Annotated in this window: 22 protein-coding genes and 1 tRNA gene; 7 read left to right on the forward strand and 16 right to left on the reverse strand. The window is 50.9% G+C overall.

Annotated features, from left to right (window positions below):
- Positions 1-19: 19 nt before the first annotated feature.
- Complete coding sequence (gene fabB / locus FDX19_RS20745) at positions 20-1,240, reverse strand: beta-ketoacyl-ACP synthase I (RefSeq protein ID WP_005129715.1); 1,221 nt, start codon at positions 1,238-1,240, stop codon at positions 20-22.
- A gap of 159 nt (positions 1,241-1,399) precedes the next feature.
- On the opposite strand from fabB, the gene mnmC reads away from it, so the two are divergent.
- Positions 1,400-3,400: a bifunctional tRNA (5-methylaminomethyl-2-thiouridine)(34)-methyltransferase MnmD/FAD-dependent 5-carboxymethylaminomethyl-2-thiouridine(34) oxidoreductase MnmC gene (mnmC, locus tag FDX19_RS20750; protein ID WP_170974413.1), complete on the forward strand. Its 2,001-nt coding sequence runs from the start codon at positions 1,400-1,402 to the stop codon at positions 3,398-3,400.
- Positions 3,401-3,520: 120 nt separating this feature from the next.
- On the opposite strand, the gene FDX19_RS20755 is transcribed toward mnmC, so the two are convergent.
- The 6 genes from FDX19_RS20755 to prmB are packed head-to-tail and all read right to left on the reverse strand — an operon-like array spanning position 3,521 to position 8,074.
- Positions 3,521-3,799 carry a YfcL family protein gene (locus tag FDX19_RS20755; protein ID WP_137384188.1) on the reverse strand — a complete coding sequence of 93 codons (279 nt, stop codon included), beginning with the start codon at positions 3,797-3,799 and terminating at the stop codon, positions 3,521-3,523.
- 32 nt (positions 3,800-3,831) lie between these two features.
- The gene (locus tag FDX19_RS20760; RefSeq protein ID WP_016153873.1) at positions 3,832-4,380 is read right to left on the reverse strand and encodes an elongation factor P hydroxylase; all 549 of its coding nucleotides are present in this window, start codon (positions 4,378-4,380) and stop codon (positions 3,832-3,834) included.
- The gene (locus tag FDX19_RS20765) at positions 4,380-5,189 is read right to left on the reverse strand and encodes a sulfite exporter TauE/SafE family protein (RefSeq protein WP_137384189.1); all 810 of its coding nucleotides are present in this window, start codon (positions 5,187-5,189) and stop codon (positions 4,380-4,382) included. Before FDX19_RS20765 ends, FDX19_RS20760 begins: the two co-directional genes overlap by 1 nt.
- Positions 5,189-6,013 (reverse strand): penicillin-insensitive murein endopeptidase, encoded by an 825-nt coding sequence (mepA, locus tag FDX19_RS20770; RefSeq protein ID WP_137384190.1) that lies wholly within the window; start codon positions 6,011-6,013, stop codon positions 5,189-5,191. Before mepA ends, FDX19_RS20765 begins: the two co-directional genes overlap by 1 nt.
- 3 nt (positions 6,014-6,016) lie before the next feature.
- A complete protein-coding gene (gene aroC, locus FDX19_RS20775; protein ID WP_137384191.1) occupies positions 6,017-7,102 on the reverse strand; it encodes a chorismate synthase in 1,086 nt (361 codons plus the stop codon).
- Between the two features lie 39 nt (positions 7,103-7,141).
- Positions 7,142-8,074 carry a 50S ribosomal protein L3 N(5)-glutamine methyltransferase gene (prmB, locus tag FDX19_RS20780; protein ID WP_005129736.1) on the reverse strand — a complete coding sequence of 311 codons (933 nt, stop codon included), beginning with the start codon at positions 8,072-8,074 and terminating at the stop codon, positions 7,142-7,144.
- Between the two features lie 166 nt (positions 8,075-8,240).
- Here prmB and smrB point away from each other — a divergent pair, with 166 nt between their 5' ends.
- The gene (gene smrB / locus FDX19_RS20785) at positions 8,241-8,792 is read left to right on the forward strand and encodes an endonuclease SmrB (protein WP_003839296.1); all 552 of its coding nucleotides are present in this window, start codon (positions 8,241-8,243) and stop codon (positions 8,790-8,792) included.
- A gap of 94 nt (positions 8,793-8,886) precedes the next feature.
- On the opposite strand, the gene sixA is transcribed toward smrB, so the two are convergent.
- From sixA to FDX19_RS20805, 4 genes are all read right to left on the reverse strand, one after another.
- Positions 8,887-9,372: a phosphohistidine phosphatase SixA gene (gene sixA / locus FDX19_RS20790; protein ID WP_048211041.1), complete on the reverse strand. Its 486-nt coding sequence runs from the start codon at positions 9,370-9,372 to the stop codon at positions 8,887-8,889.
- Between the two features lie 208 nt (positions 9,373-9,580).
- The gene (gene fadJ / locus FDX19_RS20795; protein ID WP_137384192.1) at positions 9,581-11,728 is read right to left on the reverse strand and encodes a fatty acid oxidation complex subunit alpha FadJ; all 2,148 of its coding nucleotides are present in this window, start codon (positions 11,726-11,728) and stop codon (positions 9,581-9,583) included.
- Positions 11,728-13,038 carry an acetyl-CoA C-acyltransferase FadI gene (gene fadI, locus FDX19_RS20800; protein WP_137384193.1) on the reverse strand — a complete coding sequence of 437 codons (1,311 nt, stop codon included), beginning with the start codon at positions 13,036-13,038 and terminating at the stop codon, positions 11,728-11,730. The genes fadJ and fadI overlap by 1 nt, the downstream gene beginning before the upstream one ends.
- A gap of 176 nt (positions 13,039-13,214) precedes the next feature.
- Positions 13,215-13,499 (reverse strand): YfcZ/YiiS family protein, encoded by a 285-nt coding sequence (locus FDX19_RS20805; RefSeq protein WP_137384194.1) that lies wholly within the window; start codon positions 13,497-13,499, stop codon positions 13,215-13,217.
- 371 nt (positions 13,500-13,870) lie between these two features.
- Here FDX19_RS20805 and fadL point away from each other — a divergent pair, with 371 nt between their 5' ends.
- Complete coding sequence (fadL, locus tag FDX19_RS20810; RefSeq protein ID WP_005129763.1) at positions 13,871-15,202, forward strand: long-chain fatty acid transporter FadL; 1,332 nt, start codon at positions 13,871-13,873, stop codon at positions 15,200-15,202.
- A gap of 60 nt (positions 15,203-15,262) precedes the next feature.
- Here fadL and mlaA read toward each other — a convergent pair whose 3' ends face one another.
- On the reverse strand, positions 15,263-16,018 hold the full coding sequence (gene mlaA, locus FDX19_RS20815) for a phospholipid-binding lipoprotein MlaA (protein ID WP_137384195.1): 756 nt from the start codon (positions 16,016-16,018) through the stop codon (positions 15,263-15,265).
- Positions 16,019-16,304: 286 nt separating this feature from the next.
- Here mlaA and FDX19_RS20820 point away from each other — a divergent pair, with 286 nt between their 5' ends.
- The 4 genes from FDX19_RS20820 (at position 16,305) to FDX19_RS20835 (ending at position 20,238) form a co-directional block, all read left to right on the forward strand.
- Positions 16,305-17,246 carry a formate/nitrite transporter family protein gene (locus FDX19_RS20820; protein WP_137384196.1) on the forward strand — a complete coding sequence of 314 codons (942 nt, stop codon included), beginning with the start codon at positions 16,305-16,307 and terminating at the stop codon, positions 17,244-17,246.
- A 75-nt stretch (positions 17,247-17,321) separates the two neighbouring features.
- Positions 17,322-17,396 (forward strand) — tRNA-Arg (locus FDX19_RS20825).
- Between the two features lie 160 nt (positions 17,397-17,556).
- Positions 17,557-18,714, forward strand: coding sequence for a tyrosine-type recombinase/integrase (locus tag FDX19_RS20830; RefSeq protein WP_137384197.1), 1,158 nt, complete (start codon positions 17,557-17,559; stop codon positions 18,712-18,714).
- Between the two features lie 237 nt (positions 18,715-18,951).
- The gene (locus FDX19_RS20835) at positions 18,952-20,238 is read left to right on the forward strand and encodes a hypothetical protein (protein ID WP_249357579.1); all 1,287 of its coding nucleotides are present in this window, start codon (positions 18,952-18,954) and stop codon (positions 20,236-20,238) included.
- A 34-nt stretch (positions 20,239-20,272) separates the two neighbouring features.
- On the opposite strand, the gene FDX19_RS20840 is transcribed toward FDX19_RS20835, so the two are convergent.
- The 4 genes from FDX19_RS20840 to FDX19_RS20855 all read right to left on the reverse strand — a co-directional run bounded on the left by FDX19_RS20840 (position 20,273) and on the right by FDX19_RS20855 (position 26,285).
- Positions 20,273-22,144, reverse strand: coding sequence for a phage head-binding domain-containing protein (locus FDX19_RS20840; protein ID WP_137384198.1), 1,872 nt, complete (start codon positions 22,142-22,144; stop codon positions 20,273-20,275).
- A 156-nt stretch (positions 22,145-22,300) separates the two neighbouring features.
- Entirely contained in the window at positions 22,301-24,298 is a 1,998-nt protein-coding gene (locus tag FDX19_RS20845; RefSeq protein WP_137384199.1) for a lytic transglycosylase domain-containing protein, read from the reverse strand.
- Entirely contained in the window at positions 24,298-25,620 is a 1,323-nt protein-coding gene (locus tag FDX19_RS20850; protein ID WP_137384200.1) for a phage DNA ejection protein, read from the reverse strand. Before FDX19_RS20850 ends, FDX19_RS20845 begins: the two co-directional genes overlap by 1 nt.
- Positions 25,620-26,285: a DNA transfer protein gene (locus FDX19_RS20855; RefSeq protein WP_137384201.1), complete on the reverse strand. Its 666-nt coding sequence runs from the start codon at positions 26,283-26,285 to the stop codon at positions 25,620-25,622. The genes FDX19_RS20850 and FDX19_RS20855 overlap by 1 nt, the downstream gene beginning before the upstream one ends.
- Positions 26,286-26,525: the final 240 nt, after the last annotated feature.

Here is a 26,525-nt window from a genome sequence, read left to right on the forward strand (position 1 = left end):
GCATCTCATTTTTGCAGACTTACGCTTTCAGCTTACGCATAACCAGCGTGGCGTTGGTGCCGCCAAAACCGAAGCTGTTAGACATAACAGTCGTCAACGCTTGCTCGGTCGGTTTAGTCACGATGTTCAGACCTGCAGCCTGCTCGTCCAGCTCTTCAATGTTGATGCTCGGCGCGATAAAACCGTGTTCCAGCATCAGCAGAGAGTAGATAGCTTCCTGAACGCCAGCCGCACCCAGTGAGTGACCGGTCATGGCTTTGGTTGCAGAAATGGCCGGGCTGTTATCGCCAAAGACTTCGCGGATTGCGCCCAGTTCCTTCACGTCGCCTACCGGAGTGGAAGTACCGTGGGAGTTCAGGTAGTCAATCGGGGTATCAACACCGTGCATCGCCATCTGCATGCAGCGAACTGCACCTTCACCTGACGGAGCAACCATGTCAGCACCATCGGACGTTGCGCCGTAACCGACGATTTCAGCGTAGATGTGCGCGCCACGAGCCAGTGCGTGTTCCAGTTCTTCGACAACAACCATACCGCCGCCGCCTGCGATAACAAAACCGTCACGGTGTGCATCATAAGTACGGGAAGCTTGAGACGGGTTGTCGTTATATTTGGTAGACAGTGCGCCCATTGCGTCGAACTCGCACGCCATTTCCCAGCACAGCTCTTCGCCGCCGCCAGCAAAAACGATGTCTTGTTTGCCCAACTGAATTTGTTCAACAGCGTTGCCGATACAGTGTGCAGAAGTCGCACAGGCAGAGCTGATGGAGTAGTTGACGCCGTGGATTTTGAACGGTGTCGCGAGGCAGGCAGAAACGCCGGATGCCATCGCTTTGGTGACCACATACGGGCCAACCGCTTTCAGACCACGCGGGCTACGCATTGCGTCAGCGCCGAATACCTGAAAACGCGGGGAGCCGCCGCCGGAACCTGCAATCAGGCCAACGCGCGGGTTGTTCTGGTAATCTTCTGCAGCAAGGCCGGCATCAGCCACTGCCTGCTCCATAGAAAGGAAAGCATAGATGGATGCGTCGCTCATAAAGCGCACTACTTTGCGGTCAATGAGGCCAGTGGTATCCAGTTTTACGTTGCCCCAGACGTGGCTACGCATGCCGGAGTCCTTCAGCTCCTGAGAGAAAGTGATCCCTGAACGTCCTTCACGCAGAGATGCCAGGACTTCCTGCTGGTTATTACCGATGCTGGAAACGATGCCCAAGCCAGTAATCACTGCACGTTTCATTCAATACCTCTGTAAGTCGCACTATTTTAAAGTTTCGAGTGGCACAATAGCGTACACTTGTACGCCGAACAAGTCCGATCAGCCATTTAATGTGGAAATTTGCGCAGCCAGGCACTCCTCGTTAAGATCGGGGCACAGCCTGTCAGACGAGTAACTTACGTGAAACAATACGCTATACAACCTGCCAACCTTGAATTCAACGCTGAGGGTACACCTGTTTCCCGAGATTTTGACGATGTCTATTTTTCCAATGATAACGGGCTGGAAGAGACACGTTACGTCTTCCTTGGTGGCAACCACCTCACCGCACGTTTTCCTGTGCACCCACGCCCGGTGTTCGTGGTGGCAGAAAGTGGCTTTGGTACCGGTCTAAACTTCCTCACGCTCTGGCAGGCATTCGCCACCTTTCGCAACGCACACCCTGACGCTACCCTGGAAAGATTACATTTCATCAGTTTTGAAAAATTTCCGCTGACGCGTGAGGATCTAACATTAGCGCATCAGCACTGGCCGGAACTGGCGTCGTGGGCAGAGCAACTCCAGGCACAGTGGCCACTGCCGCTGGCAGGTTGTCATCGTCTACTGCTTGATGAGGGGCGGGTTACTCTGGATCTGTGGTTCGGCGACATCAACGAACTCACCGGTAAGCTGGACGAGTCCCTGAACCAACAGGTGGATGCCTGGTTCCTGGACGGCTTCGCCCCGGCAAAAAATCCGGATATGTGGACGCCAACACTCTTTAACGCCATGGCCCGACTGGCCCGACCGGGTGGTACGCTGGCGACCTTCACTTCGGCTGGTTTTGTACGCCGGGGATTGCAGGAAGCCGGATTTACAATGCAGAAATGCAAAGGTTTTGGTCGTAAACGTGAAATGCTGTGTGGCGTGATGGAACAGACGATGACGCACTCTTCATCAGCGCCGTGGTTTTTGCGTACAGGAACGGAGAAGCGTGCAGCGGCCATTATTGGCGGGGGGATTGCCAGTGCATTACTGTCTCTGGCGCTACTGCGTAGAGGCTGGCAGGTCACGCTCTACTGCGCTGACGATAAACCCGCGCAGGGTGCTTCCGGCAATCGTCAGGGCGCACTCTATCCGTTGCTCAGTAAACATGATGCGGCGATTACGCTTTTCTTCCCCACCGCATTTACCTTTGCTCGTCGCCTGTACGATGCCCTACCCGTTAATTTTGCCCATGACTGGTGTGGCGTCACGCAGCTCGCCTGGGATGAGAAAAGCCAGCAGAAAATCAGCCAAATGCTGTCCCTTGAACTGCCCAAGGCGCTCGCCGTCGGGGTGGACGCAGACCAAATTTTGCAAACAACAGGCGTTGTGACCGAATGTGATGGCATCCAGTACCCAGCCGGCGGATGGCTGTGTCCGGCACAACTTACCACCGCCGTTCTCGACTATGCGACAACGCTTGGGTTACGTACCCACTACCAACACACACTGACCTCACTTACTCATCACACCGATAGCTGGCAGCTGCAGTTCGCCAGCGGAGAAGCGGCAACACATGAGGTCGTGGTTCTGGCGAATGGGCACTCTATTCACCGTTTTGAACAGACTCAGTCACTGCCGGTGTATTCCGTTGGCGGCCAGGTAAGTCACATTCCCACGACGCCTTCACTTTCCGCACTGCGTCAGGTTCTGTGCTATGACGGCTACCTTACCCCGCAAAACCCGGAAAATCAGCAGCACTGTATTGGCGCCAGCTATCATCGGGGGAGTGAGGAGACGTCATTCCGTCATGATGACCAGCAGCAAAACCGTCAGCGTTTGATCGACTGCTTGCCGGATGCGGCATGGGTGAAAGAAGTGAATGTCAGTGACAATGCTGCCCGTTGCGGCGTCCGTTGTGCCACGCGCGATCACTTACCGATGGTCGGTAATGTGCCGGACTATAATACCACACTCGATCAGTATGCCCGGCTTGCAGAAGACAAAGAGCATGCTTTACGCGCACCGGTATACCCGGATTTGTTCATGTTGGGCGCACTGGGGTCACGCGGGCTATGTTCTGCCCCGCTATGTGCAGAAATTCTGGCCGCGCAAATGAGTGATGAACCGATCCCAATGGATGCCAGCACGCTGGCGGCGCTAAATCCGAATCGCCTGTGGGTACGGAAGTTATTGAAGGGCAAAGCGGTGAAGTAAGATACCGCCTCATCATTGCCTGATGCGCGGCGCTTATCAGGCCTACAAAACCAATCTGAATCGTCTGTGGGTAAAAAATCGTAGGCCGGGTAAGCGTAGCACCACCCGGCCTACGGGCAATTAGTGTTTCGTCGCCTTCTGGAACAGCGTGTCCCACATCTCTTTTACTAACGCCTGGTCGCGTGGCGAGAGTTCGCCCGCACTGATGGCTTTCTCCAGGCTGCTGGTCACATTGGCGTACAATGCTTCAGCGGAATGGTCCTCACCACCGTCCAGTTCAGCAACGGCCAGCGTCAGGTGCCCACGCAAGTAACCACTGGCAAACAACTCATCATCGCTGGCGTGCTCTACCATATCGTCGATTAATGCCAGAATGCGTGATTCAAACTCCGCGATCATCTTCTTTCCTCATTGTAAACGTGGCATCGGCATCAGTTGAGCGCTTCGGGCCACGGGAATTGTTCCGCCTTAAGTTCAGGCGTGTGATAATAATTTTGTAGTGCGTTAATGAAACGCGCCGGGCGTTCGGGGATCCCCTTTTCCAGATACTCCATCACCTGGGCATGAACGCGGCGCTGGAATACCACGCGATCTGGTTCAAAGTCCCCTTCCAGGTTGTCGCAACTGACGTTAAACGGGTAGCCCGCCGCCATGCAAAACAGCCAGTCAAACGCCTGCGGCTTCACTTCCACATCTTCAAACTGACATTGCGTCTTCGCGTCGCGGCCATCGGGGCAGTACCAGTAACCGAAATCGACCAGCTCACGGCGCGCCTTACCAGCGATGCACCAGTGTGAGATTTCGTGTAACGCGCTGGCGTAATAACCATGCGCAAAAACGATACGGTGATACGGTAATTCCGCATCAGCAGGAAGATAGATCGGTTCGTCGTCGCCTTTAATCAGACGGGTATTAAATTCATCGGCAAAGCAGCCGTTAAATATCTCAATTAACTGTTCGTAGTGATGGGTATTATTCATTAGTTCATCCCCAGCCAGTGGAGAATCTCCTGTCCATGATTATCATAAAGTAGCTTGGCGCTCATCACGGCGGAGACGATGACAATCATTGGCCGAATGAGTTTTTGTCCTTTGCTGAGCACCAGCCGCGAGCCCATCCGTGCGCCAATAAACTGGCCAATGAGCATCACAAATCCGGTCGCCCAAATCACTTTGCCGCCGAGAGCAAACAGCAATAGCCCACCGATATTCGATGTGGCATTTAATACTTTGGCGTGGGCCGTCGATTTCGCCAGGTTATAGCCGCATAACATGACAAAGGCCAGCGCGTAGAACGACCCCGCCGCCGGACCAAAAAAGCCATCGTAAAAGCCAACACAGCCACCGGCTACCAGCGCGAAAGGCAACCCGTGCAATCGACGCTGCCGATCTTCTTCGCCCACTTTCGGCATTAACAGAAAGTAAAGGCCAATACAGATAACCAGAACCGGCAGGATCTGACGCAGAATATCTGACTGCACGTGCTGAACCAATAGCGCGCCGCTCATTGACCCGATAAAGGTCATGAATATATTGAGCTTCTGATCCGCCAGGTTAACCACCCCACGACGAATAAAATAGAGGGAGGAAGAGATCGATCCGCCACAGGCCTGCAGCTTATTGGTCGCCAGCGCTTGTGCAGGTGGCATCCCGGCCGCCATCAATGCCGGAATGGTGAGTAAACCACCGCCTCCGGCCAGAGAATCAATAAAACCTGCCAGCATCGCCACAAAAAAAAGCACACCCAGCAGCAGCGGAGACACCATAAACAAATTGGCAAAATGATCCATTAGAGTACATGCTCGTCCAGTAGCGCCTGGCAGGAAGGCGGCAACGGCGGCGGTGTCTTCTTCTCAGGCTTGGTGGTTCCAGGTTTTGGAGGTTCGAACCAGCTTTGCAGCTCCGCGCCGCAGCCGTCACCCGGTGGCGGTAACGGTTGATCTTCGCACTCAAGACTGTCGGCAGGACAACGTAACCGGACATGCATATGCGCACGATGCTGGAACCACGGCCGCACTTTACGCAACCAGTCCCTGTCGGTCCCTGCATCCAGACAAAGTTGCTGCTTAATCGCCGGATTCACGAAAATACGCGTGACTTCATTATCTTTTGCCGCCAGCCTGATCAGGCTGAAAATCTCCGGCTTCCACAGTGACGGCACGACACGTTTGCCGTCCTGTGAGACCAGATCTAACGCCTGCGGCCGCAGCAGTTGCGACGGGGTCCAGCGCGTTTTTGGCAGCTGCAGGAAAATATCGACATCCAGCCCGGTCTGGTGACTGGCATGACCGCCATTGAAACGCCCACCGGCCGGCATACCCATATCGCCGATTAACACCGTGCCCAGCCCCAGATTATTAGCCTGATTACTCAGGCGCTGGATAAACATCACCAGGTCCGGATGACCAAAGTAACGACGCTGATCGGTGCGCATCACCTGATAGTGTTCTGACTGTACCGGCAGCGTATCCGCTCCCACGATACAGCCATTGGAGAATGCGCCGATAGACTGTGCGCTACCCGCAACCGGATGGGTAATTTTCTGCCAGGGCGTCGCCGCCAGACAGGCGGTGCTGGCAAGCAGAGCCAGCGCCGCGAGTGCCGTTTTTTTCATTTCTTACCAGCGTGGAATGTCAGTCTTCACGTCCGCATTTTGCGCCCGCTGACGCAGCAGGTGATCCATCAATACGATCGCCAGCATCGCCTCGGCGATCGGTACGGCGCGGATCCCAACGCACGGATCGTGACGTCCTTTGGTTACCATTTCGACTTCTTCACCAAAGCGGTTAATAGTGCGCCCTGGAACGGTAATACTGGACGTCGGTTTCAGCGCCATATGAGCAATGATTTGTTGCCCGCTGCTGATCCCACCCAGAATGCCGCCCGCATGGTTACTCTGGAAACCGTCTTTGGTGATCTCATCACGGTTCTGACTACCGCGCAGCGCCACAACGTCAAATCCGTCGCCAATCTCAACGCCCTTAACGGCGTTAATGCTCATCAACGCATGCGCGATGTCGGCATCCAGGCGGTCGAAGACAGGTTCGCCAAGACCTGCCGGCACACCATCAGCAACAACGGTGACTTTTGCCCCAATGGAGTCACCCTCTTTCTTCAGCCCACGCATTAGTTCGTCCAGCGCGTCGATTTTATCCGGGTCCGGGCAAAAGAAGGGATTCAATTCGACCTGGGACCAGTCTTTAATCTCCAGCGGAACATCGCCCATTTGCGTCAGGCAGCCACGAATTTTAACGCCGAATTTTTCCGCCAGATATTTCTTGGCGATTGCTCCCGCCGCTACGCGCATTGCCGTTTCACGCGCGGATGAACGTCCACCGCCACGATAATCACGCAGGCCGTATTTCTGCTCGTAGGTATAGTCGGCGTGTCCAGGACGGAAAACATCCTTGATAGCGCCATAATCCTGAGAACGCTGATCGGTATTTTCGATCAGCAGACCAATACTCGTACCCGTGGTGACGCCTTCGAATACGCCGGAGAGGATCTTTACCTGATCCGGTTCCCGGCGCTGGGTAGTGTAGCGCGACGTGCCCGGACGACGCCTGTCGAGATCGTGCTGCAGGTCGGCTTCAGTCAGAGGAATGCCCGGCGGAACACCATCAACGATACAACCGAGCGCCAGCCCGTGTGATTCGCCGAAGGTCGTTACGCGAAAGAGTTGCCCAATTGTATTTCCTGCCATCACGGCTCCGTTATGCGTGTTGTGTATCTGCGCGTGTAGTTAGTCTTTGTAAATGCTGAAGTGCTCACGAGCGGCTACTAACTGCTCTTTGGTCAGCATGAATACACCGTCTCCACCGTTGTCGAATTCCAGCCAGGTAAACGGCACATCAGGGTATTGCTCTATCAGATGTACCATGCTGTTTCCGACTTCACAAATCAGAATACCGTTATCAGACAGGTAGTCTGGGGCGTTCCCCAGAATGCGACGGGTAAGTTTCAGCCCATCGCTGCCGGACGCCAGACCCAGTTCAGGTTCGTGACGATATTCGTTTGGCAGATCAGACATATCTTCCGCATCGACATACGGCGGGTTAGTGACAATCAGGTCATACTGGATTTTCACCAGATCGCGGAACAGGTCGGAACGGATCGGCGTTACGTGATGGATCAGACCGTGCTCTTCAATATTGTGTTCAGTCACCGCCAGCGCATCCGTCGAAATATCAACCGCATCCACTTCAGCTTCCGGGAAGGCGTAGGCGCAGGCGATAGCAATACAACCGCTACCGGTACACATATCGAGGATATGCTGCGGCTGCTCGTTGATAAGACCCGCAAAGCGGTTATTGATCAGCTCGCCAATCGGCGAACGCGGAACCAGCACGCGTTCATCAACATAAAACTCATGCCCGCAGAACCAGGCTTTGTTGGTCAGGTAAGCCACCGGAATACGCTCGTTGACGCGGCGAATCACGCGTTCAACAATACGATGGCGCTCGCTGGATGTCAGACGCGCGGTACGCATATCTTCTGGAATATCCAGCGGCAGATAAAGAGACGGCAGCACCAGCTGTACGGCCTCATCCCACGGGTTATCCGTACCATGGCCATACCAGATGTTCGCCGCGCTAAAACGGCTGACCGCCCAACGCAACATGTCCTGAATGGTATGCAGTTCACTCACTGCTTCATCGACGAAAATTTTATCCACGTATTCCTCCAGGGCATGCTCGTATTAATTTCGGCGGCTAGTTTGCCACGAAGACGGCGATAAATCAGCATTCACACGGGGCCTGAACGCGAAAATTGCGTTTTAAGCGATCGGATGCCCGTCGAGTCGGGTTAAACTAACGGAAAATAAAAGTTGAGACTCTCGAATGAAAAAGAAAACATCGCTCAGCGAGGAGGATCAGACGCTGTTTCGCCAGCTGATGACCGGCACGCGTAAAATTAAACAGGACACCATTGTTCACCGACCTCCACGTAAAAAAATTGCCGAGGTTCCGGTTAAAAGACTGCTACAGGAGCAGGCTGATGCCAGCCACTATTTCTCGGATGAGTTTCAGCCGCTGCTGAATACGGACGGCCCGGTAAGATACCTGCGCGCCGACGTCAGCCATTTCGAGCTGAAGAAAATGCGCCGTGGCGATTACTCTCCGGAGCTGTTTCTCGATCTGCATGGGCTGACCCAGCAACAGGCCAAACAAGAGTTAGGCGCGCTGATTGCCGCCTGTCGTCGTGAGCATGTGTTTTGCGCCTGCGTGATGCATGGCCACGGAAAACATATTCTGAAACAGCAAACGCCGCTGTGGCTGGCACAACATCCGCATGTGATGGCCTTCCATCAGGCCCCGAAAGAGTACGGTGGCGATGCCGCGCTGCTGGTACTGATTGAGGTGGAAGAGTGGCTACCACCCGAACTTCCGTGATGCAGAAAAACAGAAAGAGCCGCATTTGCGGCTCTTTTATTTTTCGGATGGCGGCTTTGCCTTATCCGGAGGATGAAACATGGCACGGGTTCGATTAAATCGCTTTTGCCATTTTCAAATTACACGGGCTCATCTGCCAGTTAAAAATGCCCTTTCCGCTCTCATCAAGCGTTACGCTGGCTATTGCAGATGTGGTAAACATCGGCGGCGTTTCACCCGGGCAAAGCTCAGACACCAGATATCCCACTAACGGTAAGTGAGAAATCACCAGCGCCGTCGCGATACCTTCATTGGCCAGAGCCTGTAAATAGGCGCTGACCAGACCGACATCGCCGCAGGGAGTCAGCTCCGGCAAAACATCCACACCGGCTGGCAGGTTCATACACTCTCCCACCACATCCAGCGTCTGTTCGGCTCGTAGGAACGGGCTCACCAGAACACGTTCGATATCCACTTTTTGACCTTTCAGCCAGTTCGCCATCAGGCGAGATTCGTCACAACCACAAGAGGTTAAGGGACGAACCGAATCACTGGCGGCATCGAGGGCCGCGTCGCCGTGACGCATGATAAAAACTTGCATATTGCACCGCTTTTGTTAACCAGAATCACCAACACGTTTACACAAAGCCCCTATTGGCTGTGGTAACTATGTGGTGGCCGGCATTGTGCCTTATCCATTCACCGAATGAAACGCTGTTTTTTACCTCAACGGCGTAAGTATAGTCAATCTCTGTTTACATTTTGAGCGCGACACATACATTCGGTGCGGATTCATCCTACCTTTGACCTCATGAATTCAGGTCAGTTTCCCCGATATTCCAGAATCTTTCACCACGTTCCGCCATCTGCAATAACTGTTCACACGGAGTAAACCGTGAACCATATTGCGTGGACAGTCGTTGCAGAACCGCAACCACTTCACCCGCACCGAGAGAATCCATATACCGGAACGGGCCGCCGAGAAATGGCGGAAAACCAATACCAAATACAGCGCCGATATCACCATCACGTGCGCTGCGGACGACCTGCTCACCAAAACAGCGTGCTGCTTCGTTAAGCATTAACATGACACACCGCTCGGCAATTTGCGGGGCTGCGAGTTGGCCCTGACCCTGGACGCCAATAAGCGTATAAATTGCAGGGTCGACCTGTTTTTTGCTTTTACGCCCTTTCGCGCCATAAAGATAGAAACCCCGACCATTTTTTCTACCTTTGCGATCGTCATTCAAAATTGAAGCAACAACATTTGCAGGCGCGCTAAAACGTTCTCCATATGCGGCCTCAAGCACTGGTATAATTTTAGTGCCCGTATCAATTCCGACCTCATCCAAAAGTTGGATTGGCCCTACCGGAAAACCAAACTTAACCAGCGCGGCATCAATCGCGTCGACACGTTCGCCTTCGGTCAGCATGCGAATCGCTTCGTTGATGTAAGGCGCTAAAATACGGTTAACGTAAAAGCCAGCCTTATCCTGGACAACAATCGGCGTTTTTCCCTGTTTTTTCGCTAACTTAACGGTTGTGGCAATCGTCTGCTCAGAGGTTGTTGCATGCGGGATCACTTCCACCAGTGGCATTTTTTCTACCGGGCTAAAGAAGTGCAGACCAATGACCTGCTCAGGTCTGGCAGCATTAGCCGCAATATCGCCAATCGGTAAAGATGAGGTGTTCGATGCAAAAATAGTATGAAGGGCACAATTCTGCTCAATTTCTGCCACCATCTGTTGTTTTAATGACAGATCTTCGAATACTGCTTCAATAATCAGATCGCGATGAGCAAAACCGCGATAATCGGTGGTTCCCGAAATCAGCACCAGCTGTTTGTCACGTTCACCCGCTTTGATATGACGGCGACGAACCTTCGTTTCAAGTTGATCCCAACTGTACTTCAGCGCGTGGTTGATTCCTTTAGCATTAATATCTTTGATGCGCACCGGCAAGCCACCTTTACAGGCAGTGACGTAAGCAATACCGCCGCCCATCAGGCCACCGCCCAAAATACCGACGCTATTCAGCGGGCCGGGCTTCGCTTCACTACCGGGATCCTTTTTCACATCGGTATTGGCAAAAAAGATGTTCCGTAGCGCCTTAGACTGCGAAGTCATCGCCAGCTCGCCAAACGCGCGAGCTTCCGCCTCATAGCCGCTGCTGCTGCCCTGCGCGAGACCGGTTTCGATCACCTCAAGAATGCGGTCCGTTGCGGGGTAGTTGCCCAGCGTTTTTTGCGCCGTCTTTTTGCTGACCATACGAAACAGCAGCGCACGTCCCAGCGGCCCCGCCAACACGCGTTCACGTACGGGCAGAACCCGGTGCGCCGAACTGTCTTTTTTAGCCAGTTCAACCGCAGCTTCCAGCAAAATGGTCTGTGGTACAACTTCATCCACCAACCCCACTTTTAGCGCCTGTTTTGCCCGGAGCTGTTTTCCTGTCAGGATCATATCCAGCGCTGTACTGACACCAATAAGACGGGGCAATCGCTGGGTGCCCCCGGAACCGGGAAGCAGGCCTAACTGCACTTCCGGTAAACCCAGCACGGTTTTAACGTCATCGGTACAGATACGGTTATGGCAGGCCAGCGCCATCTCCAGCCCACCGCCCAGACAGGCACCATGAATCGCGGCGACAACCGGGATCGGCAATGCATTAATTTCCGCCATGATCTGCTGCCCCTGACGGGCCAGCGTTTCAGCTTCCTGTGCGCTGCGGCAATCACCTATCATGTTGATATCGGCACCGGCGATAAAATTATCGGGTTTCGCCGAAATGAACACGACGCCACGCAACGCTTTATTGTCGCGAATTTGTTTCAGAATGGCCCGAACCTGAGAAGCAAACTCCGCTTTCAGGGTATTCATTTTCTCTCCGGGCACATCAATGGAGACAACAGCGACGTTATCCAGACGCACGTTGAGCGTAAAAGCCGATGTCATTTCCATTATTCTGCCTCCAGAACCATTGCCGCACCCAGACCACCTGCCGCACATGCGGTGACTAAACCAAACCCACCGCCACGACGGCGTAGTTCATGGAGGGTTTGGGTGATCATTCGTGCACCGGTTGCGGCGAATGGGTGCCCATAGGCAATTGAGCCACCCAGCACGTTAAATTTACTGTCATCAACTTCGCCAGTGGCGTGGGAGCGTCCCAGCACTTCGCGGGCAAAACGCTCGCTGCCCAGCAACTGGAGGTTCGCCAGCGTTTGTGCGGCAAAGGCTTCATGCATATCAATAAGCGTTAAATCCGCCATGGTTAACCCTGCACGCTCCAGGGCAAGTGGTGTCGACCATGCAGGCCCCAACAGCATGTCCTGCCAGACATCAATAGCGGTAAAGGCAAAACTACGCAGATATCCCAGCGGTACCAGCCCTAACTCTTTCGCACGCGATTCCGTCATCAAAATCACGGCGGCAGCACCATCTGTTAACGGCGTGCTGTTGGCCGCCGTAACGGTACCGTGTTTTCTGTCAAATGCCGGACGCAACCTGGCGTAATCCGCCATCGTCGAGTTGCCGCGAATATTGTTATCTTCCGAAAAAGGATCTTTAAACGGCGGCGCATAGGTCGTCATCACCTCATCCGCTAGTTTTCCTTCAGACCATGCCTGTGCTGCGCGCTGATGAGAACGGTGCGCCAGGGCATCCTGTTGCTCTCGGGTAATACCATAGGTTTTGGCCATTTGCTCAGCCGTATCCCCCATACGCAAACCGGTGGAATACTCGGCGACGGCAGGCGGCACAGGCATCAGGTCACGCAAGCGTAGCCGGGAAAAGAGCTTCAGACGCTGACCGGTTGTGCGGGCTTTATTGACATCCACCAGTACTCGCGCCAGCTTTTTGCTGACGCCAATAGGCAGAACGGAAGAGGAGTCTGCGCCGCCGGCAATCCCAGCACGAATAGTACCGGCCATCAGGCTTTCAGCGACATTCGCCACGGCCTGAAAGCTGGTTGCACAAGCCCGACTTACGCTGTAAGCATCGGTATGCACATTCATCCCGGTTCCCAGAACGATTTCCCGAGCAATGTTGGGGGCTTCTGGCATTTGAACCACCTGGCCAAAAACCAGCTGTTCAATCACATCAGCAGGTATTTCGCTGCGGGCCAGCAATTCACCAACAACCATTTTTCCCAAATCAACGGCGGGAATGCCATGAAACGCGGTAGCCTGACGGGCAAATGGCGTACGCAATCCGCTCACGATGGCGATACGGTCGCCCTGGCGGGTAACCAGCGGTAAAGCCTGACTCATAACACTCCCCTGTAAAAAATAAAAATAAGTGGTCTGACCTGATCACAGTCTTAACCAATTTTTTACATTTAGCCAAGCGGGGAGAAAAGAAAGTGAGAGCTATGACACAGTGAATAGTCACTGACTGTTACGAAAATGCCCTTGCCACCAGGTGGCAAGGGCATGAGCAGAAGGGATTAACGCAGGCCCAGCTGGAAAATCAGCGTTTCAGCTTCACAGGCAAAAACAAAATCGATATCCAGACGCACACCCTCTGACTCTTCAGTGAAAGTCGAGGTGATTTTGCAAGGTTCAGATTCCACGCTACGTGCCTTCTCAGTCAAAGCGGCCAGCGTTTCTTCTGCCTCTGCGCGATTCGCGAACACGCGGCTGTAGGAAGCGGTGCAATCGGAGTTGTCCATGATGGTGCCAACATCCATACAGCAGCAAACCGGGGTTTCATCAGCACTGCATTTACTCATTGTAGATTTCCTCTGTATTCGCACCCGAGGTGCCAGATAAACGATAGGGACATTTTACGCTCCCATTATTCGCCTCTCCAGTCGTTAATTGTGCGAAATGAGATAAGTGACAGAAATCACACTTAAAAATGATCTAAAACAAAAATCGCCCAAACAGGTGAGTGCGCGTACCCGCAATTTTGCCAGCTGGATCGCGTTTCTTAGATCAGAATTGAAAATATTTATAAACATACTTGCAACATTCTGGCTGGTCCGACCTATACTCTCGCCACTGGTCTGATTTCTATGTGGTACCTCAGACCCTACACTTCGCGCTCCTGTTACGGCATGTAACATAGTTTGTATAAAAATAAATCTATGAGGTTATGGTCATGAGCCAGAAAACCCTGTTTACAAAGTCTGCTCTCGCAGTCGCAGTGGCAATTATCTCCACACAGGCCTGGTCTGCAGGCTTTCAGTTAAACGAATTTTCTTCCTCTGGCCTTGGCCGGGCATATTCGGGTGAAGGCGCTATTGCAGATGATGCGGGTAACGCCAGTCGTAACCCCGCGCTGATCATGATGTTTGATCGCCCTACTTTCTCTGCGGGTGCCATTTTCGTTGACCCGGATGTCGATATTTCCGGACGCTCACGTATTGGTAACGACGCCAGCCAGGACAATATCGCCCCAACCGCCTGGATACCGAACGTGCATTTTGTTGCCCCGATTAACGATCAATTTGGTTGGGGGGCGTCAGTTACCTCTAACTATGGTCTGGCAACGGAGTTTAACAATAATTACGCAGCCGGCTCGATGGGCGGAAAAACCGATCTGGAAACGCTCAACTTAAACCTGAGCGGCGCCTACCGTCTGAATAATCATTTTAGCTTCGGCCTCGGTTTTAACGCCGTCTATGCCAAAGCGAAGCTTGAGCGTTATGCAGGCGATCTGCCGCAGCAAATCGTTGCAGGCTCTGGTGGCCGGGTTCCTCCCGCACTGGCCGCACAATACCCGGCAGATACCCAGATTGCGCGCCTGAAGGGTGACGAATGGGGCTTCGGCTGGAACGCCGGTATTCTTTATGAAGTGGATAAAGACAACCGTTACGGTTTCACCTACCGTTCGGAAGTAAAAGTTGACTTCGACGGTGATTACCGCAGCAGTCTGCCATCAATGGACCGTATTCCAGCGCAGTTGCGCCCGGTGTTCGCTAGCCTGCCTGCTGGCACTAACGGCAACACAATCGACGGTTCGCTTGATCTGAATCTGCCAGAAATGTGGGAGTTCTCAGGTTATAACCGCGTTGCGCCACAGTGGGCGGTTCACTACAGCATGGCATATACCAGCTGGAGTCAGTTCCAGGAGCTTAAAGCAAAAGGCAGCAATGGCCAGACTCTGTTCTATAAAGAAGAAGGTTTCAAAGATTCTTACCGTATCGCGCTGGGGACGACCTACTACTACGATGATACCTGGACATTCCGTACCGGTATCGCCTTCGATGATAGCCCAGTTCCAGCTAACCGCCGTTCCATCTCTATTCCGGATCAGGACCGCTTCTGGCTGAGTGCGGGTACCACCTACGCGTTTAATAAAGATGCTTCATTGGATGTCGGCATTTCTTATATGCACGGTCAGAAAGTGAAATTCGAAGAAGGCCCGTACTCCTTCGAATCAGAAGGGAAAGCCTGGCTGTACGGTATGAACCTGAACTACGCATTCTGATTTTCATCAGACGTAAAAAAGGTGAGCTTTTTAGCTCACCTTTTTATTTGCCTCAATGCCTTACTCAGAATCGATCTCTTTTAACTCATCCTGAATATCTTTTGCGTTCGGGTTTTCTTCTGGTTTGAGTTTACCGCCATTCGCAATAAAGTCATGACGCTGGAAGTAAGCTTCACGCACCATGATGTAAGGATCTGAAGATTGACGCAGCAGACCGTCAGAATCGAGCAGTTGCGCACGCGTTTCAATGCCTTCAACCGTCCATTTACCTATCGACAACGGCCAGGTTAGCCAGGACAGAACCGGATACAGCGTATCCACCATATCGCCGCCATCATCACGCAGCGTGAAACTGCCGTAGAACGGAAGCTGCATATATGGACCGTAACCGACATCATAATGGCCTAATGTGCTGCCGAAGCGGTGTGGTTCAACACGCTGCAACTTCGGATTCGCCATCCCCGCCACATCAATAAACCCGCCCATACCTAACAAGGTGTTGAGGAAGAAACGGGTAAAATGCACCATCCCCTGATAGGGGTCGCCTTGCAGGAAATAGTTAACCATGACAGCCGGTTCTTCAAGGTTGCCAGTAAAGTTGCTCAAACCATTACGGGCCGGCTGCGGAACATAATCACGCCAGGCGACAGCCACCGGGCGAACAACGTATGGATCCAACACATTAAAGTTGAAGTTGTACATGGTGCGGTTGAACCCTTCAAATGGGTCCGAACGCCCCTGCTGTTCATTACCGGAGCTCGCACACCCCACCAAAAGTGTGGTTCCCAGCGCAAGCGCCGACAGGCGAAGCTTCATAAGTGTCTCCCTGTGTATTATGGCTATCGCTGATTGCCATCCATGACGGAACGATGATGTATCCGCCTGATTAGATGTGAGCGATTGTAACAGCACGTCAATCGATGTCTATATGCCCTAACTTACTGATTTGATCATAGCCTGGTAATACAGACACAGTGATGGTTCATTTTAACGAAGCCAATAAAAACATGCGTTACCATTTTTGCGATTTCAGACTTTATCCACCTGCCCTCAAATAAAAACCGCTACGCTTTAGCAATACGTGCTTATTCAGGATCCTGGTATGAATGACATCGAAAAAGAGAAGATTGATCGCCACAGCGACGAGCTCCAGGTGGAAAGCGAAGAAAAGCGGAGCGGAAAAAAGATAGAGCTCAATGAGGACAGGCTCCCCTCACGTGCAATGGCTATCCACGAACATATCCGCCAGGACGGAGAAAAAGAGATGGAACGCGACGCGATGGCGCTATTGTGGTCAGCCATCGCAGCCGGACTGTCAATGGGAGCCTCACTACTGGCAAAGGGAATTTTTCACGTACAACTGGAGGGTGTTCCCGGCGGATTTTTGCTGGAGAATCTCGGTTATACCTTCGGCTTTATTATTGTGATTATGGCCCGCCAACAGCTCTTTACGGAAAATACCGTTACCGCCGTCTTACCCGTTATGCAAAACCCGACCCTCGGCAATTTTGGTCTGTTGATGCGTCTGTGGAGCATCGTACTACTGGGTAATATTCTGGGCACCGGGGTTGCGGCATGGGCGTTTGAATACATGCCGATTTTTGATGAGGCGACCCGCGACGCCTTCGTCAAAATAGGCATGGATGTAATGAAAAATAGCCCGACGGAGATGTTTGCCAATGCCATTGTCTCCGGCTGGTTGATTGCCACGATGGTCTGGATGTTTCCCGCCGCCGGAGCCGCAAAGATTGTCGTCATTGTCCTGATGACCTGGCTGATTGCCTTAGGCGATACCACACATATCGTCGTGGGTTCAGTTGAAATTCTCTATCTGGTCTTTAATGGAACATTGCACTGGGGCGACTTTTTCTGGCCTTTTGCCTTACCGACACTGGCCGGGAATATCTGCGGCGGGACATTTATCTTTGCGCTGATGAGCCACGCGCAGATCCGCAACGATATGAGCAATAAACGCAAGGAAAAAGCCAGGTTGCAAGCAAAGCGGGAAGCACAACCACAGAAAAACCAGAAAAAACAGACCTGAATGGCGACTGTTTGAGCAGTCAGGCAGCCTGAGACTTACCGTTGAGAGTAAAAAACGCTATACTCGTGCCGCTTCGTCCCCTTAGTTAAATGGATATAACGAGCCCCTCCTAAGGGCTAGTTGCAGGTTCGATTCCTGCAGGGGACACCATTTCATAGTTCGCCACTCTCCGCAGTAGTTCGCAAAATCCCTTACGCAGCAAGCTCTCAATAAAATACCAGTTCGCCATAGTTCGCAATAGAACGTTGACAGCCGCATACTCCGGCGGGTAAAAAACGAGTAAATAATTTTACCCACCGGAATTTTACCCATGCTCACTATCAAGCAGATCGACGCGGCAAAGCCGAAAGATAAACCGTACCGGCTGCTCGACAGCAACGGGCTGTACCTTTATGTTCCGGTTACAGGAAAGAAAGTCTGGCAGCTGCGTTACAAGCTCGATGGTAAAGAGAAGGTGCTGACGGTAGGCAAATACCCGCTCATGTCATTGCAGGAAGCCAGAGACAAAGCATGGCTTGCCAAAAAGGATGTGTCTGTCGGTGTCGATCCGGTAAAGGCTAAAAAGCTCTCAGTTAAAGACAACTCTTTCAGCTCTATATACCAGGAATGGTACGATCACAAAAAACAGGTATGGTCAGAGGTATACAGCACCGAACTGTCACGCATGTTCCAAGATGACATTCTGCCGTTGATTGGGGGGATGGAGATTCACGAGATAGAACCAATGCAGATACTGGAAGTGATCCGCAGGTTCGAAGACCGTGGGGCAATGGAGCGGGCTAATAAGGCGAGGCGGAGGTGCGGTGAGGTATTCAGGTACGCGATTGTTACCGGTCGTGCAAAGTATAACCCTGCTCCTGACCTTGCGGATGCAATGAAGGGATACCGCAAGAAGAACTATCCCTTCCTTCCTGCAGACCAGATACCAGCATTCAACAAAGCCCTCTCTGGCTTCTCGGGAAGTATCGTATCAAAGATTGCGACACAGGTTTTGCAATACACGGTACTGAGGACTAAAGAACTCCGGTCCATGCAATGGTCGAACGTCGACTTTGAAACCAGGACGATTACGATCGACGAAGCGGTGATGAAGGGACGTCGGGTTCACCTTGTGCCGATGTCAGATCAGGTTGTCTCTCTGCTTGAAGTGCTGATGCCGGTAACGCAGCCGATATCAAACTTCGTGTTCGCCGGACGCAATGATAAAACAAAGCCGATCAGTGAGAATGCCGTATTACTGGTTATTCGACAGATAGGATATGAAGGCCTGGCAAGCGGCCACGGTTTCCGTCACCAGTTCAGCACCATAATGAATGAGCATGAGTGGCCCGCAGATGCCATTGAGAAGCAACTGGCGCACGCTAACAGCGGGTCGATCAGGGGTATATACAATCACGCTCAGTACATGGATAAGCGACGTGAGATGATGCAGTGGTGGGCAGACTGGGTTGATGAGAATGTATCATAGGAAATCAGAGCAAAGCCTTGCAAACCGATGCAAAGCTTTGTGCATCAATCTCTTGCCTAAATCAAAAACTTCCAAATCTGTATTTATTGGCTCTAATAAATTTCATTTACCCATGATCACATCACCTATTGGCTCTAATCAAGGAATACTCCTATATCAAAAAGTGTATAATCGCCACCCTCTATAACAAAATCATATCCTCCAACCGCTGGGTATTAGCAAGAAAAAGGACGCACGATGCGCAGGTCTACAATCATAGGAGCAATAGCCATTGTTGCTCTATGGATGGTAACGGCAATAACTTTATATAATTACAACTACGGATCACCATCAGACAAGAGCCACTGGAACCTGCGGTGGGAGAACAATGAAGCAGCGAGTCATTTTTTCAACACGTTGAAGCGATATGATACGTTGCCTTTTAGTAAACATTACTTTGCAGTTGGTCGCCCATGCACTGTTCTTAGCACCCCTTGCGTTGAAACAAAAGGCCCATCAGTACACGAGTCAGCCATTATCCCATCACCTAGAATAAATAATGACGCCGTATACTCATCATTTCCACCTGGAGCTATGATTATAGCTTATGGAGTAATAAAACCTGCATCATTATTGTCTGGCATACCTATTTCATGGGAGATGCTGCAATGGGTTAACATGCTGTTCTGGATTATCTCAGTAATCCTGACGTATTTTGCCATTTCTATTTTTACACAAAAATCAAAATACAGTGCTGTAATTTCTTTTCTTTCAGTCATTCCGATGATATACGCTGTAGAGCCAATGCACTCACACCAGATATCAATGTGGGCCCATCAAACATTCCAGATATTTGCATCGGCGGCATTGCTTTTATTGGCTATCGGGATAAACAGAAAAACTGTTATAGCGCTAGGGGTGTTGTCTGCAGTAGCTTGCTGGGTTGAGTGGACAGCATACCTGATGTGCGTAGCGGTATTTTTTGTGGTGCTTATTAGCGATATAAAAAATAAATCTGGCTATAAAAACACCATTATCTATTCTGGTATAGCCATTCTTGGCGGTCTGACTCTGTTGTGGTACTACTCGTTCATGGTAGGACTTGGTCCTTACTTCAAAGAGCTTTCTAACAGAGCAGCATCCAGGGGATTAGAGGTTGCGTATGTTGGATGGAATGACTGGTGGCTGTCAGTTTATCAGTCATATGGTCCATGGTTGATATCATCAATCCTCATGGTTGTTGCATCACTTTTTGTCAAAAAAAGCGATTCTTTCAGTAAAGATAACTATATAACTGCATACATTCTTATTGCTGTTGTTGGCATTCTACTGATAGAGAACGTAGCCATGTTTGAGCACGCGATAATTTACACATTCGACAGGCTTAAGATAGGGTTTTTGATAGCACTTCTTTTCGCGTTGTCGGCAATGAGAATGGAAAAAGCAGGCAGGTCTGCATTGATTCTTATTGCTGTCATCTGCGTTCTGGCATCAATGTTCAGTCTTAACCAATACCTTGAATATTACCCAAGATACTGGAAGTGATTGAAAGCGGCCATCAGGCCGCTTCTCATATTACTCATCGAATGGCTTTCCATCTCCACGCCGGAGCAGTTCCCGTATATCTAATGGCAATTTGCTCTCCAACATCGATGGTGAACTCACCACTTTTAAACCCCGTGTCCTCTCCATTGATGAAGATACTGGTAGTTCCAACCGCAAGGTAAACAAGAACCCTCTGCAATTGACCTGTTTTGTTTTGATAGGCTATATCAGTAGCAGGCACGGCTGGATTTGGTTGGTCTGGATAAAAACCAGTAACTATTGATTTTTCATGACTATGTGTTGGTCCAAAAAATTTACCAGTATAAAGATTTGAATAAACACGACCTAGCCTGATGTCATCAATTAAAACAGCCTTTCTGTCTCCCTGTTCAATATTTATTACATAGTTGTCTGACGGTTCATCATCAGCATCTGGATCTCGAATATCGACAAATGGAGAAATAAATCTAATCTTTTCGAGGTGAATATCTCTGCTATAGATACCATAATGAATATTCTCCATGTCCAGAGATGTAAACACTATGCTGTGGTTATTTGCTGACAACGCTCCAAAGTACAACCCATACTTAGCATTTGATATGCTACCTCCATTCCATGTTGTAAACTGAACTTTAACCATTTCTACGGCTTTGCCGTAATTAGGATATCCAGTAACAACAACGTTATTATATGTGCAATCAAAAAGCCAGTTAAGTTTCAGAGCGACTCTGTTATCTGTATCAGTGCCAATCCTAGTATCAGATGCAAAGTGAACCTGGTCGAAGCTCCAGTTACCAAAGTTGTCTGAGAGATCCTCAAGGCCAAATATAATTGCCGCTCCAGAAAGAGGGGATGCTGAGAACCCTATTCTGCTAATTTTACCCTGGAAACAGTCTGGCCCTTCAGCACCTTTAGAATTGTAAAAATGAATTGCATTGGCATCAGTTGCACTGGAGAACAGTATGCTTTCATATGCTCCATCGCCGTACAGTTCACCAAAGTTTCTGGTGGGGGATATATTCAGATCAAATAATATGCGCTCAACAGACCGGTAATTGCCTCTCGGAACATAGCCGTTCATGTTCTCAGACAGCATTTTGTTTACGAATTTTTTAATAGGCTTCGTATTGTCATCGGCATTAACTCGTGTAGCGCCATACCATAGGATATTGACCTTCCTTCCTGAAGCGCAACGAACCCAAGCACCCTTCCCGGTAGGTGATGTCTCGCCAACTTTATCCAGCCAGTTATCACGACCAGCCAGAGATCCATCCCAAGGTACTGTGGAGCTTACTATGAATGCCCCATCATGCTTGCTCTTTTCCATGTCAGGATCGAAAACGAAATGCCCACCTCCATATGGCCGGTAATTTCCAGTAGCATCAACTGACCATCCATCAAACATTGATATCACGTTTACAGTTATTTTCCTGTCTGGTGTGAAACCATAGAGATTGTGCACTGCCTGAATCGTAGAATTGTTGAGCCTTTCTGCTACCGTGCTATTACCTATACCAATTAAATCTGCACCGCCGGGACCAGCCAAATCCTGTCTTAACTGATCCGGGTCGTATTTCAGTATGTTTGGGAAGTAGTGCTGCTGAACACCCGAGGCGTCATATACAGACATTGCATATCCTTCAACGGTAACAAACTTTGAAATCTGCCCGTTGTAAACAGGATATCCGCCTGCATTGATGATAATTGGCTGAGAAACTGGGACGTGTGACCCATCCTCATTCTCCAGATAAACCTGCACATAGTTATCAGGATCAGTCATCTCACCAGGAGGTGTATCTATTTTTGAAATGTATATTTTGCCATTAAAGTTAGCTTTAAATGAGCGTGCCAAGGTAAACAATTGAGCTGGCATGCTTACAACAATATTGGCTGTAATGTCTGACATTTACTATGCTCCGGGCGCAGCAAAACTGCACAAGCTAAAACTTGCGCAACGTTGCGGTGAATTTGGATTATAATGATTTGAAATTCAGGAGGATTTATGGAACGTGATTTGCTGAACTTTGCTTTGTTACTCTGCGGTGTTGTTGTAGGAAAGTTGCTATTCGCTTAACGTTTCTGACTTAGCGCCCTGAGCAGCAGAGTTAACAACTCGCTCAACATCTGCTAACGCCTTCTCAAATGCCGTAGATCCACGAGGCGTGTTGGCAAGACGAAGCATTGCGTTACGTGCCGGTTCACTCTCATACATTCTCGCCAGCAATCCATAACCACCACCAACCCCAACGAGTGCCGGGTTAGTTGCAGATCCGATACCTAAAATGAACGGGATTGTCTGCTGACCTGTTGGCGTTGTTACCCCAGCCTGACCTGCTCGCTTGGTTGACTCAAGGTAGTTCTTGAGTCCTTTCAGGTATGCAGCATCACGGCCTTTAAAAGTGATTCCAGTCTGGTTTGACATCAGATTAACCTGGCGCAGGAATTGGTCTGGAGAACCCCCTGATTTCTCCATAGCCTTTCCGATGATGCCATTACGCATTTGAGCGCGGCCCACCTGTCCGACAGACCGATACAGATTCTGAACCTCTGATTTGTTCTTACTGAAAAGCATGTTGTTGACCACTTCAGGAGTTAAGTCTCCTTTCATGATCACATTCTTGAGGCGAGTATTCCGTAGTTTGTTGGCTTCGTCAGCGTAGATGGAGTTAGCTTGCTTATAACGACGCAAGGTGTCATTACCAAGATTCTGTCCGATAGCGCTGTCGATATCACCCGTCATTGCATTGTAAATACGCTGAATGGCTGCATCAGATCGGTTTGGTAAGACTGTCCTCTCGCCTTTAACGTCCTGCCTAAACTGGCTTCTCAATCCGCTTAACTGTTGCAAATCCATTGCCATTGGACCACTTGCTCCGGCATTGCGGGTAAGCTCATCGCGATATGCCTGAAGCTTCGAAATCGTATCGTTATCAGCAACCTTACCAAGCTTTTGCAAACTTGCTATTTCAGTATCAATCTGCTGAACAGCCTTTGACGGCTGGATGTTTACGCCTGTCATTGCGTTTTGAACTTGCTCCAGGCGATTACCAGCTGCGCGTTTAATTCCTGCTGTTTTAGCTTTCAGGCTACCAACCACAATCGACGGATCATAATCCCCAAATCGTGATGCAAACTCATCTACCAACTGGCTGCGAGCTTCCTGCTGTCCAGCTCGCATTGAGCTTGTGCCGGCGAACGGGATGTTTTCAGCGGTGGTTTGCGCCATGCGACCGACACGGGAATTTGGCTGCAAAACGTCAGTCGTATGCAGAGGAACGTCAGCAGCATTAGCGAACTGAATAGCCTGTTGCGCTTCTGGCGCTATCGTCCCGCGGATTCCACGATAGACAGCCCCGGCAGCATGGCCTAACTGGTTAATAGCCCCACCAAGTGCAACACCAGTACCGAGATCTACTGCCAGAGCTTCAGGATTATCACGTTCACTATTTGCAGCCAGAGAACCAACAGCATTCTCTGCAAGCAAACGTGACGCTCCCTGAGCTACACGTCCTGCAATAGATGGAGCCTGTGCTGCAATTCGTTCTGCTCCTACGGGTGTCAGGTATGGAAGCGCCTCTGAGAAGATTTTACCTTCTGTTGTCTGAGGAGTAAGCGCCCCCTGCTGCAAACCGAAGTCCTGTTCAATTCCTTGGGTCGTGACGCGTGGAGCTGGTTGATAAGTTCCATCTCCCATACCAAGCTTCTGACCAGCCCATGCCCCAGCACTGGCTACTGCATCAGCCATTGATGCCGGAATATTCGCCAGATTAACGCCAGCCTGAAGCAATCCGCGCCCAGTCTCTGCAGCAGCATTGCCAAGGTCTGACATGAAGTCGCCTTGTTGCTGTGGCTGCGCAGATTCCTGTGGTTGTTGTGCAGGTTGTTGGGTCGTTGGAGATGGATAAGCAGCATAGAAAGCCTGCTTGGCCTGCTCTGCATCGTTTCCGGCTTGCGGAGCTACTACTTCATTGAAGTATTGCTCCTGAGCCTGTGCTTTCTGCTCTGGTGATAATGCCTGGTACTGTTGAGAGGAAATAACGTCTTTCCATGCCTTAGCCATTAATCACCCCATAAAGACTGGTAACCCGATGTTTTAGGTTGCGTTGGTTGTTGTGCTGCCGGCTGTGATGTTTGCTGTTGCCGCTGTCCACCATTACCAACATCAACCTGATACTGCTGGTTGTAGTTGTTGGTGTATTGCTGAATTTCTCGAATAGACTGCTGCATAGCTTCCGGACTTGAATAGTCAACCTGCGGCATGCCCTGAAAGTACATCTTCGCCTCTGCGACGGTGTTGATGCCTGATGCGCCCATATCACGAGCAGCGGCAATGCCCTGATTTTGCATCTTGCCTTGAATTCGTTTTGTAGCGTTGAACAGTTGGCGCTGGTCACCACCACTCCACCGGCTTCGAGCTTCTGCATCCCATGATGGAGTCCCACTACCTCCAGTAATCCCCGTCATAAACCCCAATTGATCTGGTGATGCATTTGATATTGCATCAAGGTCTTTCTTCATCCCGTAATTTTGCGCACTGGCGGCCGATGTAGGAGGTGCAGCGATGGCATTGGCAGGAACTCTGACCATATTCCCATAGTCATCAACGCCCTCATAGAATGCATTAGCACCAGCTCCGTGGAGCTTTCCTCCAATATTTACAGTGCGTCCGTCAGCTAACTGAACTACCCGGCTTCCTGGACCAGAGCTCAAACTCGCTCTCTGATATGCCATGTCCTGACCGCGGCGAGTGGTGGATGCAGAGATATCCTGGCCTCTCGCGGTGATGTCTTGCCCCCTGGCTGTAAGTGATTCACTGGCCCGGTTACTGCGGGCGGCCTCATCAATCTGCTGCTGTTTCTGACCTACATCGACCTGCTTATCGAACGGAAGGGTAGCCAACTGAGCGCCCTTCAATATTCCATCGAAGCTTTGAGGATCGGATTGCAGTAACTGAATAGCCTGATCTGGTGTCATGTTGATAGATGCTAATGCTGGAGCGCTTTTCTGTATCGCGTCCTGCAACATCTGAGGGTTTCCGCTGGATCGAGCAATGGCAATGTTATTGAGTGATTTGTTAACGAAATTGGCATGCTCAGCATCTTGTATACCAATTTCCTGCTGAATGTTCTGCGCAAACTCCGGGAACTGTCGACGCAGTGCCGGCAACTGATCTGGTGTGGCGCTCTCAATTGCAGTATAGAAATCCTGGCGTCGCTGGTTATCTCTCTGCGCTTGCTGGTTTTGCATTTGAGAAGCGATGACTTGCTGCTGTCCAACTCTATTCTGCGTTTCCTGAAGAGCCTCTCTACGAAAGTCGGGGATCATGGTGTCGTAATAGTTGATGGGAGCGCCAAGCCCCTGCAATCCACCAAATTGAGCCATCAGAACATCCCTCCACCCATCATGCCACCAAACATTCCAGTAAACTGGTTAACATCAGACGCTGCGCCGTTATTGATGCTGCTGTTAGCGCTGGCTGCCACTTGCCACGGAAGAGCAGCCTTTCCTGCCATGATCTGACCTTTCTGCTGATACATTCCGGCCATGTTGTTACCCTGTCCAATGGCATAGTTACCAAGTGCGTTGGCTGCCTCAGCACCAAACCCTGACAACCCCATCAACTGTGCATACATGTTCTGCTGCTGATTTGTCATGTCAGCGAGATAGTTTTGCCCGAGGGTTGGGGCAATAGATGCCAGCATATTACCGGTAGCTGTGGATCCAAGGCCGCCAGTTGCTTCCGCTGCATTCAGTCCGCTATAACGAGCCTGGTCATTAAGCATCTGGTATTCTTGAGAATTGAAATAATCAGAAAGAAGTTTGTTTCTGTCTATCGGCTGGCCGGCGATAGCCTGCGACCCAGCAAGGCCAGTGCGTCCGGCTTCTTCATATGGTGATAGCCAATTTACGGCATTCTGATAGCCTTCTCGTGAAGCTCCCATAGCCCGGTCCTGATACTTCTGCTGCTGCTTGGCTGCTTTATTGGCTCCGATGCCACCAATCACACCAGATACCGCACCGCCGATACCACTAACTGCACCGCCCATGATATTCTCCCGGCTCGCGCCACATAATAAAAAAGGCGCTTTCGCACCCGTCAGTAGTTGTTAACCTTTCTGTCGTTCGCTCACCGAACCCCATTCGCTTGGCGTAGTTGCACACCTTTGGTCGATCAGTGAGAATGACGGCTCGCAACCGGTTCATTCCAAACATTTTCAGGATGTCTTCGCCAGCCTCACGACACTCACGCCATCGCCTCTTATCCATCGCGATATGAATATCGAAAT

Source organism: Citrobacter sp. wls619 (assembly GCF_005281345.1).
Taxonomy (GTDB): domain Bacteria; phylum Pseudomonadota; class Gammaproteobacteria; order Enterobacterales; family Enterobacteriaceae; genus Citrobacter.

Coding starts and splice junctions, on each gene's coding strand:
- FDX19_RS20855 (WP_137384201.1), bottom strand. CDS start 26,285: ATGGGCGGTGCAGTTAGTGGTATCGGCGGTGCGGTATCTGGTGTGATT.
- smrB (WP_003839296.1), top strand. CDS start 8,241: ATGAAAAAGAAAACATCGCTCAGCGAGGAGGATCAGACGCTGTTTCGC.
- FDX19_RS20830 (WP_137384197.1), top strand. CDS start 17,557: ATGCTCACTATCAAGCAGATCGACGCGGCAAAGCCGAAAGATAAACCG.
- mlaA (WP_137384195.1), bottom strand. CDS start 16,018: ATGAAGCTTCGCCTGTCGGCGCTTGCGCTGGGAACCACACTTTTGGTG.
- fadJ (WP_137384192.1), bottom strand. CDS start 11,728: ATGGAAATGACATCGGCTTTTACGCTCAACGTGCGTCTGGATAACGTC.
- FDX19_RS20805 (WP_137384194.1), bottom strand. CDS start 13,499: ATGAGTAAATGCAGTGCTGATGAAACCCCGGTTTGCTGCTGTATGGAT.
- FDX19_RS20820 (WP_137384196.1), top strand. CDS start 16,305: ATGAATGACATCGAAAAAGAGAAGATTGATCGCCACAGCGACGAGCTC.
- mepA (WP_137384190.1), bottom strand. CDS start 6,013: ATGAAAAAAACGGCACTCGCGGCGCTGGCTCTGCTTGCCAGCACCGCC.
- fabB (WP_005129715.1), bottom strand. CDS start 1,240: ATGAAACGTGCAGTGATTACTGGCTTGGGCATCGTTTCCAGCATCGGT.
- aroC (WP_137384191.1), bottom strand. CDS start 7,102: ATGGCAGGAAATACAATTGGGCAACTCTTTCGCGTAACGACCTTCGGC.
- FDX19_RS20835 (WP_249357579.1), top strand. CDS start 18,952: ATGCGCAGGTCTACAATCATAGGAGCAATAGCCATTGTTGCTCTATGG.
- FDX19_RS20850 (WP_137384200.1), bottom strand. CDS start 25,620: ATGGCTCAATTTGGTGGATTGCAGGGGCTTGGCGCTCCCATCAACTAT.
- sixA (WP_048211041.1), bottom strand. CDS start 9,372: ATGCAAGTTTTTATCATGCGTCACGGCGACGCGGCCCTCGATGCCGCC.
- fadI (WP_137384193.1), bottom strand. CDS start 13,038: ATGAGTCAGGCTTTACCGCTGGTTACCCGCCAGGGCGACCGTATCGCC.
- fadL (WP_005129763.1), top strand. CDS start 13,871: ATGAGCCAGAAAACCCTGTTTACAAAGTCTGCTCTCGCAGTCGCAGTG.
- FDX19_RS20840 (WP_137384198.1), bottom strand. CDS start 22,144: ATGTCAGACATTACAGCCAATATTGTTGTAAGCATGCCAGCTCAATTG.
- FDX19_RS20765 (WP_137384189.1), bottom strand. CDS start 5,189: ATGGATCATTTTGCCAATTTGTTTATGGTGTCTCCGCTGCTGCTGGGT.
- FDX19_RS20760 (WP_016153873.1), bottom strand. CDS start 4,380: ATGAATAATACCCATCACTACGAACAGTTAATTGAGATATTTAACGGC.
- FDX19_RS20755 (WP_137384188.1), bottom strand. CDS start 3,799: ATGATCGCGGAGTTTGAATCACGCATTCTGGCATTAATCGACGATATG.
- FDX19_RS20845 (WP_137384199.1), bottom strand. CDS start 24,298: ATGGCTAAGGCATGGAAAGACGTTATTTCCTCTCAACAGTACCAGGCA.